Origin of the sequence: Enorma massiliensis phI, assembly GCF_000311845.1 — a bacterium.
Classification (GTDB): Bacteria; Actinomycetota; Coriobacteriia; order Coriobacteriales; family Coriobacteriaceae; genus Enorma; species Enorma massiliensis.
In genome coordinates this window covers 424503-437879 of the sequence record NZ_HE978574.1, presented here as the reverse complement: position 1 = coordinate 437879, position 13377 = coordinate 424503, and the positions used below count along the sequence as shown (strand labels likewise).

The 13377-nt window shown below is 54.0% G+C and carries 6 protein-coding genes; 2 read left to right on the top strand and 4 right to left on the bottom strand.

Annotation, left to right across the window (positions count from 1 at the left end; all coding sequences use genetic code 11):
* Positions 1 to 34: 34 nt before the first annotated feature.
* Positions 35 to 3256 (top strand): hypothetical protein, encoded by a 3222-nt coding sequence (locus HGEM_RS10175; protein ID WP_154646792.1) that lies wholly within the window; start codon positions 35 to 37, stop codon positions 3254 to 3256.
* Positions 3240 to 8141 carry a DEAD/DEAH box helicase gene (locus HGEM_RS09880; protein WP_081580772.1) on the top strand — a complete coding sequence of 1634 codons (4902 nt, stop codon included), beginning with the start codon at positions 3240 to 3242 and terminating at the stop codon, positions 8139 to 8141. Before HGEM_RS10175 ends, HGEM_RS09880 begins: the two co-directional genes overlap by 17 nt.
* 65 nt (positions 8142 to 8206) lie before the next feature.
* Here the strand turns inward: HGEM_RS09880 and HGEM_RS01730 are convergent, their stop codons facing one another.
* The 4 genes from HGEM_RS01730 to HGEM_RS01710 all read right to left on the bottom strand — a co-directional run.
* Positions 8207 to 9154 (bottom strand): FHA domain-containing protein, encoded by a 948-nt coding sequence (locus HGEM_RS01730; RefSeq protein ID WP_081580771.1) that lies wholly within the window; start codon positions 9152 to 9154, stop codon positions 8207 to 8209.
* The gene (locus HGEM_RS01725) at positions 9151 to 10980 is read right to left on the bottom strand and encodes a serine/threonine-protein kinase (protein ID WP_035100546.1); all 1830 of its coding nucleotides are present in this window, start codon (positions 10978 to 10980) and stop codon (positions 9151 to 9153) included. Before HGEM_RS01725 ends, HGEM_RS01730 begins: the two co-directional genes overlap by 4 nt.
* A gap of 92 nt (positions 10981 to 11072) precedes the next feature.
* Complete coding sequence (locus HGEM_RS01720) at positions 11073 to 11978, bottom strand: hypothetical protein (protein ID WP_154646791.1); 906 nt, start codon at positions 11976 to 11978, stop codon at positions 11073 to 11075.
* Positions 11979 to 12950: 972 nt separating this feature from the next.
* On the bottom strand, positions 12951 to 13377 hold a 427-nt coding region (locus tag HGEM_RS01710; RefSeq protein WP_019127669.1), incomplete at its 5' end, for a hypothetical protein.

Genomic DNA, 13377 nt, shown 5'->3' with positions numbered 1-13377 from the left:
ACAGCAGGCTCGTTTAGACGTGGGGATATCAGCAATGGGGGTTTCTTCGAATCAATATGAGGCAAATTACCAAGATGCCTCCAACAGCCAAAAACCTATCAGCTCTGCTCGAGAGCTTGCTCAGAGCCTGAGCATTGATTCACTCCCCTTTCCAAAACCGACTCTTCGAGCCCTAAAGCGCTGCGGATGCGAAACGCTTCTTGACGTCGTCCAACTTGAGCCCACAAGGATCAATTCCGTTTTACCGGCACAGGGAACTAATGAAATCTTTGCCCTCTACGACGCGTTCGAAGAGGATTCCGCGAGATTCATTCATCTCGCCAAAAAGTTAACCGTAAGAAAGACGGAAACGAGCAAGCAACCACGAGAGCAAGCGACCGCTCAAGCGGTTTTTCGGGAGCGTCCACCTCAGCCTCAGCTTTCATATGGGGAAGTAACTCAAAAAGTCCCCATTAATAGGAGGCCATACGCTGACCCTGTGGTCGGATCTTTCGCAACACGGACTAGCTCATTTGAGAACCGTCGGCCTTCTAGTTCCGCCACATCATTTCACCGGCTCCCACACGATGAATGCGGGACGCAACTGGGCAGATTCGAAGTTAAGGCAAAAAAAGCGCTCGACCTGCTCGACGATCATCAACAAGAAGCCCTAGTAATGGAATCATTTCCTATCCTAGGCATAGAACTTGCACAAGCAGTCACGGATTTAGAAACCATTTGGTCCCGCTATAAGGAAAAGTCCTCGGAAGCTTTTTCCATAATGCGAGACTGTCTGCCCAACGCCTTTTTGGTCGTCTGTATCCAAATTGCTCAAAAGTCTTATACCGGAGAAAACCTTTGGAGCCCATTCTTCAAAAGGTTGTGCTGCAATAACATCAACGTACAAACTTCAATTCGACATTTTCTCATCCAGTCTATCGAGGATCGCGGATTTCCGGTCTACAAAAAGGAAGAGGAATCCCAGCGCTATATCAACACCGTCCTTTTGCATGCTGGACTCAATGCACCCATATGGGAGGGTTTCTGGCGCGATCTCCTGCTCCCAAAAGCAGAAGAATTGGAGAACTCTATAGACGGGCTTAAACCAAGGGGCATCGATCTGCTTAATCTTGCTCGCGAGGAAAGCGGTAAGTATCAGGTCAAGGGCAAGCGCATCCAAAAACTGCTCAAACACACGCCTCCTTCGATGCTTTGCCCTTTTCTCGAATCAGCTTTATCTGTCGCCCGCCAGCTCAAGCAAAGTGAAGACAGCCCCACCGAAGCATCTAATGGAAAGCAGTTCACTCTTCTTTCGGGGAATACCCTGCCAGAAACTGCAATCGAGGGTTTATCCAACATCCTCAACGAAAGCGGAAAGCCAAAGGAACACACCAAGGATGGCGTACAGCGCCAGAGGCGCGAATTGCTATATCTTCCCGAACCAGAACTGCGCCTTAACACCTCGTGTCCAGATAAGCCATTTGAGCTATATTGGTATGATAAGCAATTCCCTGCAAATCTTATAGGCTGCCACGTTCTTTATTATCTCAACAACCAACAGCTACGCGACGAAGAGATCCTTAGCGGCATTAATCGCGGACTGCTGAACAGCGTATGTATTCCGATAGAACCACAATCAACCATTGAAATTGAAATCCAACTCGTTCGCCAAAACGGTGAGGATGGAGACTGTGTTTCGCGTGAAATCTTGGCAACGCATTCCACGTCATTTATCCATTCTCATCCCAAAACATTCGAGTTCTTACTTGCCAGCGACGAGGTCTGGCGCCTTCGCAAACCGGGACGACGAATTCGTCGATCAGAGCAGATTGCCTATGTCCTTCCCTACGGATATTCGATTTCTCCCCAAGGAGGCATGAGAAAGCAGAATGAAGAACGTATCGACCTGGCAAGTGGCGGTCGTCTTCACGTTGAGTACTTTCAGGCTAGCCCTGGATTTAACGGTCAAATCCTATCACCTGAAGGAAATCCTATCTGTTCATGGCACGACTCGTTCTCCATCGAAATCGCTCGCACCCACCGTATCGGATATAACGCAAGCGGAGCAGACGTCTTTCCCGTTGAAGCGGGTGAAGAGACATTCAACAAAATGCTCCCAAGCATTGTTGTTGGATCACCAAGCTCTGACATGGATTTAAGCAGTGTCTCGGTACATTGCCAATGTGATGGAAATGCAGTTGCGATCCGTAGACAGCCATATTCTCAATTTGACGATGATGGCGAAGGCATGTCGAGCATTTTGCTCTCTTTAGAGAAATCGAGCGTCCCTCATTATGTGCATCATGGCAACATCCAGATAGTCTATCAACCGGAAAACAAAGTACTTTTAGACTATTTCTTTTCTGTCATTCCTGTTAGGTCGCCGCATATCGTATCCCTTGATTGGCAATTTGGTAAGATTCGAGCACGGTATGAACTAATTCCTAATTCGAATGTCACCATAACAAGAGATGGCATCTCTGAAGCCATCCGTGCTCATCTTCCCTATACGTTCTATGCACCTCTTGCGGACTCAAATACCCACCTCGTCATTTGCGATGATTCTCACGCGCCTCTGGAAGTCTCCCTACAGCTGGCAGGCATACACCTTGCTTTGAACAACATCGACCTCTTGCCCTCATGCCACACGATGAACCTGGGAGACGTCCTCTCGCCTGCAAATAGAAATGCCCAGATATGCATACAGACCGCTAAAACGCACCGCAGCCGGGGTATTCTTCTCATGCTAGGCAATTCGCCAGTTTATTACACTACAGAGAAGCTATCTTCCAGCCGTACAATTCGACTTTACGAACTTGCCGAACAATTAATCCCCTCACCGAATCATCTCGGCAAGCTAGAGACGCACAGCCTACAAGCTAGAATCATGTTCGGTCATGATGAAGAAGGATCATCTGCAGCGGAGTTATCCCTCATCGACCTTGAAGAAGGTTTTGGGACGGGCTCCGCATTCATCATGAAAGGCGAAGGGGAACCCTATGTTCATTTCGAACATGCACCGACCCATCCCATGAGTTATGCATTCCTCTCGCAAAGCGGCGAAGTGCTTGGCAAAAAATACACCATGGACACGCTTCAGCAGAACATACCAATCCCACGAACCATATGGAGAAATCTAGAGCGTAAAGCATACTTTCTGAGATTAAGCCCAAAGGGACGCCTTGGAAACATTGACACTAAACACTCGCACTGCATCAACCTGGCAGTAATGGCACAACGGGAGAAAGGCGCGGTAAAGCATGGCTCAGACATTTGACCCCATCAAGACAGCTCGTAAGCTCGAGAGCTCTTACCGAGAATATATTGCAGCAACAATTCACTTTGATAATAAGGATCTTCAAAACCAGCTGGAAGCGCTTCTCGCCAAGCCAGGATATCTTGCAAAAGGCCCCTTCCTAGAATCCGCTGCTCCATACAAAGCAGGCAAAACTCCTCGCCAACTTATGGAAGAAGGCGTCTTGTGCAGAAGCTTCGCTCTACTTGGCGGCGGCGATCCTTCGGTCTTTGACCTTGATCGCCCTCTTTATACCCATCAAGAACGAGCTATTCGCATGGCTCACAACCACAAGAACTACGCAGTGGTAACCGGTACGGGAAGCGGTAAAACGGAATGCTTCCTCCTGCCAATTCTCAATGACATTCTTTCCGAGTTTGAAAAAACCGGCCATCAACCAGGTGTGCGTGCGCTCATTCTTTATCCCATGAACGCTCTTGCCAATGATCAGCTCAAGAGATTAAGGGAGCTGCTGGCTGGTACCGGAATCACCTTTGGCAGATACACCGGCGAAACTCCTGAATCGCGGGGTGCGGGGGAAGCGGCATGGAAGGAAGGGAATCCCGATACAGAACGTCTCCCCGAGGAACTCATATCACGCGAAGAGATCCGACGGACACCACCTAATATATTGCTCACCAATTATTCAATGCTTGAGTATCTGCTCATTAGACCAAAAGACTCGGGATTGTTCTCTGGTTTGTTCGCACAAACATGGCGCCACCTCGCAATCGATGAGGCACACGTTTACTCCGGTTCGCTCGGAACTGAAGTTGCCTATCTTATCCGTCGACTTAAGGCACGTATCGACTCGGAAGCGCCAAATCGAAAGCCGCTCCAATGCTACGCTACGAGCGCTACGATTGGCTCAAAGGAAGACATGCCCAAGGTAGCGCAATTTGCAGAAGACTTATTTGGGGAACCATTCGATAAGAGCACAGATTCACTTGCTGTCATCACCAGCGAAAGAAAATACTCTGCAAACGACCTTGCCAAAACACCATGGGGAACCCTTCCACTCGATATCTGGCCGAAGTTGCGAGATGCCCTTTCCGACCACGATGTCATTTCCTCAGAACAGCTCTTGGCCATTCTCGATGGCTTCGTTCCCGATGCGTTGCTCCAAAATCTCGAAGGCACCAATCGACCGCTCCTCGCATTGGGAAAGATATTACTAGGCGAAACAAGCACGGCATGTATAGTTAATTACCTTGAGCCAAGCGACGGTGGCTCGCCACTCCTTGACCTAACAAACGAGAATACTATCACCGAGCTCGCAATAAACGGCTTGCCTGCAGACTCCAATGGAACGCAAATACTATCTGCAATGGTAGAAGTGCTTGCAGCTGCAGAACGGACAAATGGGGTTCCCATCCTCTCGAGCCGTTATCACTCGTTCTTGCGAGCACCAGAAGGCCTCTATATCAATCTTGCAAGCAGGCAGCTTATTGCTGAAAAGAAGTTCTCGGAGCCCATACCGGGCGCAACGGGCGAAGTAACGGACGAGTGGACGCCAGTCTACGAAGTCTCTGTTTGTCGCCACTGCGGAGAAGCTTATATTCTGGGACAGGAGGAGCAGTCCGATCAGAGAGGCGTAGTATGGCTCACTCCACATGTTAAGGGAGTGCATTACGATGAAGACTATCAGCCCCGCCAATACTATCGATTAGCTTCAGAAAACGAGAATCCCGAAAAGGGTCATCGTTTCATTTGGATATGCCCCATCTGTGGCGCTCTGAGCGATTGCCGGGATGGCGAGCAGCATCGTTTTCAGCATGACCCATGCAAACGCATTCCACTCGACTGCACCGAAAACGGAAAGAACGCAAATGAGGAAAAGGCGACCTGCAGCCATTGCCATTATCAAAACGCATATGCTATTCAGCCGATGAGAGTTTCTCCCGAAGCCGCTGGAAGCGTAGTTTGCTATGACTTAGTTCGTGAAGTGCCGCCATTTGATACGAAGGAGAATACGCCCAAGCGTCGATTCGGCGTTAAGAAAGCAAATGAGTTTTCAACGGCAGGGAGTGTCATTTGCTTTTCCGACCGTAGGCAAGATGCGGCCTACTTTGCACCCGAGCTGGCTCGAACATATGGCAAATTCACCATTCGCCAACTCATAGCACGTGCTGTTCGTGAGCTTTGCGAACAGAATGACGGAGCATGCCAACCAACTGATGTTGCAAGGTGGATAGTCGATCGAAAGGATGAGCTGAACAGAAAAGACTCCGATTGGAAAGGAACCGAAATTGAGTGGAGCCATCGAGCTAATGCCTGGATACTCGATGAGCTCATGGCAGATGATTCTCGTAATAGCCTTGAAGACCTAGGGGTCATTCGCATATTTCCCAAAGGCTTCTTGGATGTCATAGAATCCCCCGAGGGGGCGGACGCTATCCGTAAGGATGTTAACTCATTGCATGAGAGCGGACTTCCATGGCTAACCGAGAACGATTACCGCATATTGCTTCTCACAAATCTAGAATATCTCCGTTCTGCAAAAGTCTTGCAATGGCCTGAAGGCGCGCAAAAACTCAGTAACCTCCTAGGAGCAAAGCCCAAAACAATCATTGCCGGCGAGGACGATAATTTCGATAGCGGCCTGCAATATCGCTATGTTGGCAGTAAAGGCGTTCGCAATTCCCGATCCCTGTTTGCCCGACGCTACGTCAAAGAACACTATGATGTGGATTTGGATTCAGAGAACTGCTCCAAGCTACTCAATAGCCTATATGACCTGACTAAAGATATTATTGCCTATACAGACGAGAATCTCGACAAGGGAAGCGGATTCAACCTCGTTGCAAACCTCTGGACGCTCACGCCCAATTCATCCGACTCAGCAATATGGTATTGCGATAAATGCGGCATCACCAGCCAATTCGATACAGGAGGTGTTTGCCGAACTCGTAATTGCAACGGACACATGATTAAAGCAACTGTCGGGAAGCGTTACGATGTCGATCGCTTCTATAAGGATATGTTTTTTAGGGATGATCCCCTTCCGCTCAACATCGAAGAGCATACTGCCCAGCTGTCCAGCGACATGGCGCGAGATGTTCAAAATCGATTCTTAAAAGGTCAAGTCAACATTCTTAGCTGCACCACTACATTTGAGCTTGGTGTGGACGTAGGCGACTTGAGAGCAGTTTTCATGCGCAACGTTCCACCTTCCCCGGCCAATTATGCACAACGTGCCGGTCGTACAGGCCGACGCGCCGGAATGCCTGGCTACGCCGTCACCTTTGCGCGTTTACGCCCGCATGATACCGAGTTTTATAACCATCCCGAAGAAATTATTCATGGCGCAACAAGACCACCTGCCTGTTATTTGACCAACTCGAACATTGCAAAACGTCATGTATTTGCTATCGCGCTTTCGAGCTACTTCCGTAGTTCCCCCGAGCGAGAATGTGCCTCAGTCATATTTAAAGACTTCCTCTCCTGCGCAGAGAAGAATCCTCATGGGCTTGATGACCTTCGATCGTACCTGCAATCACATCCGTCCGATCTACTCCATCAACTCGAAGCCGTTTTGCCTTCAGACCTTGCTAATAGCGATGATTTTGACATTGCGCATTGGGGGTGGGCAGACGATCTTATAGGAGAAGACGGGCGCCTTCGTATTGCGCATGCGATGCTTTACGAAGCATGGGCGCAGCTTGACAAACGCGCAAACGAATACCGCCAGGAGGGAGAGTACGAGAAGGCAAGTAGAGTTGCGATAAGTCAGGCTGAAATATCCAAGCGAATGACCATATCGGTTCTCGCGGAATCCGGCGTCCTTCCAAAATATGGATTCCCCACCGATGTGGTCAACCTCAATCTACCCGATCAAGATGCTCTTCCAGAAAACAAACGCCTTGATCTTTCACGAGGACTAAGGCAAGCGGTTCGCGAATACGCACCTGGTTCCACCGTTATTGCAAATAAAAAGACTTGGAAATCGACCGGAATCCGTAAAATCAGGGGAAGGGGCGTCGAGAAATACCGTTATGGGGTCTGCCCGAGCTGCCAGACCTTTATCAAAGCACCTGACGATCAGAGCGGAACCATTACATGTGCGGTCTGTGGAAGAGAGTACAGCGCTAATAAAATTATGCTTATCCCTCGTTTTGGATTTATGGGTAAAGAAGTTTCATCCAAAAACGGAACGAAGAGATCCCGAAATACCAGCCGCACGGCAATTCATTTTGCGCAAAACTGGGGGGATGTACAGCCCAAGAAAGACGAGCTCACCTTCCCTGGCGGAGCTATTGGACTAACGTATGGCAGCAATATCGAACTATGTATAGAAAACTCTGGACCTATGGGCAGGGGATTCAAATACTGTTCTTATTGCGGCGCTGCGGCACCAGCTACAGAAAAGTCATTTAAGCATGAAAAGTGGTGTCTCAATAAACATACGGAAACTTATAACTCCCTGGGCGCTGTTTTTCGGAGCGACGTATTAGAACTTGCATTCAGGTTTTCGTCACCGCAAGATTTCCCAGATGCCTCATGGCGATCCGCGATGTGGGCTATCCTCTCTGCCGCCGTAATCATGCTCCAAATACCCGAAACCGAACTGGGTGCTACCACCTATTTATCGATAGAGGGAGGCTACCACGCTATCCTCATCTACGATGATGTCCCAGGAGGAGCCGGACGCGCTCAGCAGCTAAGCTCCCAAGTACCTGAACTACTACGGCAGGCATACAATCGAGTCGCATCTTGCACGGGTTGCGATTTAGATTCTTGTTGTTATGGCTGCTTAGCAAACTACCACAACCAATTCGAACAAAACGAATTAACAAGAAGAGGAGCTCTCGAGATATTCGATGCAATTGGCGTTAATCAGAGTGAAGTGACCTCATCTAACCAATAGCTTTGCATAATGGGGGTCTCGGGTTCAAATGACTCATTGAGCCAATTGAACCCGACCCCAATGTCTCACTCCATGACCACAAAGGTCGTTGAGGTGCCGAGGGTAATCTCGTCGCCAGGGTAGAGCTCCGCCGCCTCTCTTGGATCGAGCAGCTTTTCCTCGCCGCTGGCACCGCTAACCAGCCTCGTGCCGTTCGTCGAACCCAGGTCTCGCAGCAACCAGCAGCTACGCTCCGCGTCCCAGCTCACGCGCGCATGTTCGGCAGACACGTCCTCCTCTACGTCCGAGATATCCGCCGCACCGGTAGCCATCGCACCGATCACGGCGCCCTCGCCCATGGGGTCGATCCAGTGGATGTCGCCCGTAAGGTAGCCTTCGCTTACGCGCACAATCCCGATGGCGTGCGGTGCATCACCGGCAGCCGAGCTCGCACCCGCTTCCGCACCGTTCACCGGCGCAGATTCCGGCGTTCCCATACGTTCGCCCAAATTCTTCTCGACATACGCGCACGCATAGTCAATCGCCGTCTGCACCTGGGCAGAGCAACCAACCGCCACGAAGAGCACAAGCAGCGCCTCCGCGCGTTCGCCCGTGGTATGCCCCTGACCCTTGGAGAAGCGCGCCAGGGCATTACGGTACAGCTGCACGTTCTGGTAGCACGCCGCAAGCGCCGCGCACATGGGTTCGCAGCCTTCGCCGCACACCAGGTCGATGATCTTCTCGAACGTCATGCTGCGCGGTCCGTGCTGCCTAAGCCTGCTCATGATCCGCTGGGCAGCGAGCCCCCAATCGCGGAAATATCCGGGCTGGAGCGAACCTACCGGCGCGTGAACAATGAAATGCGAGAGCCATGTACGATCGGAAGCACGGCTCGACGCGCTTCTGCCATCGGAAAGCGGGCGATCGGACAAAATGAGCCCGGCAAGCTCCTTGTGGCTAATGCCGCCCTTGCGCTTGAACACATCGAAGAGCACGCCGCAGGGCGTGAGGTCGGCCTGTCGAAACACCATCATTCCCCCTCGGTAAGTTTATGGACTTCGCGTTCGTGCAGGGCGGGATGCGCGTCCACCGCCTGAAGCATGCGGCGGCGCTCGGCAAGCAACGCCGGCACGACCGCCATGGCGTAGTCGAGCACAATGGGGCACCATCCGGCTGCCACCACTGCAAACAAAGCAGCGTACAAGCCAAGCGCACGACGAACAGATTCAAAATCCAACAGCCCTATGCCAATCAGAAGAATCGTCGTCGCCACCAGCAAGGCACATGTTCCCCGCAGGAAGCCAGAGCGCGTGGTGCGCGATGTGCGACTCGCAATACGGGCGCACAGCGCGGGAACCAAGAGTGCTATCGCCACGACAATCCCGTTAAGCGTTACAGGTAGCAAAGTCGCCCCCATGGTGACCTGAACAGGTGCGCCGTCGAGCAAGAGGCCGGTCGCCAGAGAGGCAACCACCAAGATGCCCAGTGCGGCCGCCTTGCCCACGGACCGCACGATACGGCGAAGCGCGAACTGGGACATCGCGTCGAGCCACGAGGTCGTTCCCCAACAAGGCATAAGCGGGGTACCACGCAGTGCCCGTGCGACGTTTTGGCCGTAATGCTCGCAAAACGCAGCGAGGCCGTCGCGCATCGCTTCCGCAGACGGCCGATCGCTCTGCTTGGGCGAGAGACAGGCTTTCAGCATATCTGCAAGCTGGCCGTCAACCATCACGAGCGCATCGCGCAGCGTCTGCTCTTCGGGCTCCATCCCATAATCGAGCAGCGCCTTTCCGGCGGTGATGGCAACGTCCTGCTCGCGTGCCAGAACGTCGACGATCGCCGGCGCTACCTCGTGCGCACCCAAGAAGGCGCGGGGCGAGGAATTGCTCTTGATGAGGTACGGGGAGGCCGTGCCACTCTGCCCCTCCCCTTCCTGGGATGTGTGTTCATCGTTGCCGGTGCGGTCGCGCGAGGGTTCTTCGGCATGCTCCGCAGACCCATCGAGGTCGAACGGAACGCTGCCCGTCGCCAACTCGAAGAGCACGCTTGCCGCTGCATACATGTCGACCGACGCAGACTGGCGAAGCGACGCGATACCCGAGATATCGTTCGTGAGCATCTCGGGCGGCGCGTAGTTGGGCGTGGCGAAGCGCACGGCGCCCACGGAATCTGTGAACGACCCCCGTTTGCCTTGCTGCAGTGCCGTCGCAGAACCGAAGTCCACAAGGCACAGGTCGAACGCACCCTCCTCTTCCTGCTGTTCCACAGAAAGATGAGCGGTTCTAACCATCACGTTCGAAGGAGAGATGTCGCGATGGACGAAGCCTTCGTCCAAAGCATCGAAGCGCGCGAGCACGTCGAAGAGGTCGCGCCCCAGCCGCGCCACGGTAAGCGAGGACATGCGGTGCGCATCGTCGACAGCAAGCTGGCGCGCCGCTTGAGCAAGGGTAATGCCGTCGATCCATTCCATGACGATCGCCGGTGCCCCATCGACACTTCCACAGCCATACAGCCGAGGGACTCCCTTGATGCCGCCAAGCGCCCGGTGCTCCTCGTATTCCCTGCGGAACGCGCGGCCGCGAAGCTGCTCGCGCCGCTTTGCAGCGTCTTCAGGCTTGATTTCTTCGGTAGCCGCATCACTTGTGCCTGCATCGTTTGCGACGGGCAGCATAGTCTTCAGCGCCAACGCCTCCCCCATGGCGTTCTGGGCGAGCATCACGCGTCCGAGGCCGCCTGTGCGCGTGCGCTCATCGTCGACGAACAGGGTGCAGAACCGGCGCCGATACGCCGACTGCTCGTAATCTGCAAGCAGAACCGCTGCTTCGAAGTGGTCGACATGCACCACGCGAAGGTGTTTCACCCGTGCGCCTCTTAGCGAGCGTGACGCTGCGTCCTGGATCTCCTCGCTAGCCCGCTCTTCAGATGCCTTTGAAAGGACGTTTTCGTTCGAATTCATAGCACGAGCTCACTGTAGTACTCATTGAACTCAGCCAGGTGCTTGTTCTCGCCATTTACCTCGTCATTCCAGATGGGCTGCATGAACTCGTCCACGTGGTCGGAAGGGTCTTCGAACGAGAGGTTCACTATCCACGCCTCGCTCAATGTATCCAAATATCCGCTCAGGCAGCGATACATCCCGATCAGCTTGCCCGCGGCAGCGGAGTTATGCGACGACATGCCGCCCACTCTGTTCACAAGGGCGACGTAGTGACTGTAGAGCTCCGCATTGATTGCTTCGCAGCGATACAGATGTGTAGTGCGCACTTCTGTAGGCGCGAACTTGTCCTGATCGAATGAAGTGCTGCACGCATTGATCTGGTCGATGTAGCCGCCCTCGCCGTCGATTGCTTGGAACTCAGCGAGGAGAAACTCATAATCCTGCTGGTTTTTCTCGGTGTCATCGGGCTTATCATCGCCAGGCCCGTCTTCATCTGGCGGAGTGCTTGGCTCGTTGTCGTCCGCTCCCGAGCCAGATTCTCCCCCGCCATCTTGGGGAGGCGTGGCGTTCGAATCCTTATCGGAATCGCCCTCATGATCGGAATCTTCAGTTGAATCGTCGGTGGAAGTTATCGGCGTGGAAACGCCGCCCGTAACCCCGCCCACGCCACTCACAACGCGCCCTGAAGACGTTACACCACCTTGGTGAGAACTGCTGGTGCCCGCATTGCCCTGTGAAGAATCGTCTCCGGGCGTTTCCGTCAATGCTTCAAGCAAAGCCCCGCTTGCAATCTGGGCATACGCGCCGTCGCTCTGTTCGGCGTTGGCCACGAGGGACGGAAGGGCTGCGGTGTAGACCGCGGCGCCAAAGAAGAGGAGCGTGAACGAGAAAACGACGAGCCCCATAAGAACCGAGGGCAACGCCAACCGCCTACTGAGCCGCTTGAACAGCGCTCATACGCGATTGTGAACTCATCAGCTTCTCCTTCTTCCCGCTCGCCCACCATTGTACCTGAGCCATTTGGGCCAGTCATTGGGGACGGGTTCAAATGGCTCATGGCGTAAGCAGCGAGTGAGTAAGTGCGCTCGATGTCTACAGGCAACCTACCATTGCATTCGGTCAAAATGTTGTTCGTCAAACGCCATCACGCATTGCCTATGTCCGAAAATGAAGGCTCCGGCACACTGATTCTTCTAACAGCCAGCATGAAAGGACGTTGCATACGCGTCGTATTCGCTCTACATGAGCGCTATTGGCTTCAGCACCTCTAACGGCACACTCAAGGGCATATGGCGCGACGATAGCGGTCGACGAAGAAACAAATTCGCACTCTGATTGCTCCAGCCATATCCGATCCCAGGAGCCCTGCCATCGCCTCAGAAGAGTTCATCCATCCCAACGTCCTCCTCGGCCTGCCGTTGAGCTCGCCCCGAGCGGCCTCGAGCTCGGCGTCAGAGACCGCCGAGAAGTCCGTCCCCTTGGGGAAGCACTGCCTGACGAGCCGTTAGTGTTCTCGTTGGTCCCGCGCTGCCACGGCGGGCGCGGGTCGCAGAAGTAAACCTCGAAGGCGGTCGCGCCGGCGAAGCCCCTCCAGCACACCATCTCGACGCCTCGATCCCACGCCAGCGTCCGCGACAGCGCCGCCGGCAGCTCGGAGACCATCTCGGCGAGCCTCGCCGCCACCTTCTCCGAGACGCGGGCACCGAGCCTCGGCATCAGCGGGAACCTTAGCGAGCGCCCTTCTCCTTACGTCCCCACCGTACACGACGCACCTCCGGTTCAGATGGCGCAATCTAAAGTTGAATCCGTCGAGGCCGCTTTCGGCACATTCTTGCCCAAGTATGCGGGCGTTCGGGGGAACCGCACGCCGCCCCACCCGGCAACACGCCGCGCTACGCCACGATTTCCATCTGCTCCCACGAGCCGTCCGCGCGCGGCACCTCGACGGTGCGGTAGCCAACCGACGCCGCATGGTCGTACGCCCGCTCGATTCCCCAGCACAGGTCGCCCGGCACATGGCCGTCGGAGCCAACGGTGATGGGCACACCCGCGTGGCAGAATCGCTCGAGCAAGCCCCTGGCCGGGTAATAATCGCCCACGCCCTTTCGCCACCCCGCTGTGGAAAGCTCCACGCGCTTGCCGGTGTCATGCGCACAGGCCACCATCTCGTCCCAGAGCGGCGCGAGGTCGATCGTGGGCGCGAAGCCGTCGTTCACGAAGCGCATGGCGAGGTCCGGGTGCGCCATCGTGTCGAAGAGCGGGCACTCGCACGCGCGGCACCAGGTCTCTGCATAGCGCCGCCAGACCTCGTCCGGGCCC

Coding starts and splice junctions, on each gene's coding strand:
- HGEM_RS10175 (WP_154646792.1), top strand. CDS start 35: ATGGGGGTTTCTTCGAATCAATATGAGGCAAATTACCAAGATGCCTCC.
- HGEM_RS09880 (WP_081580772.1), top strand. CDS start 3,240: ATGGCTCAGACATTTGACCCCATCAAGACAGCTCGTAAGCTCGAGAGC.
- HGEM_RS01730 (WP_081580771.1), bottom strand. CDS start 9,154: ATGATGGTGTTTCGACAGGCCGACCTCACGCCCTGCGGCGTGCTCTTC.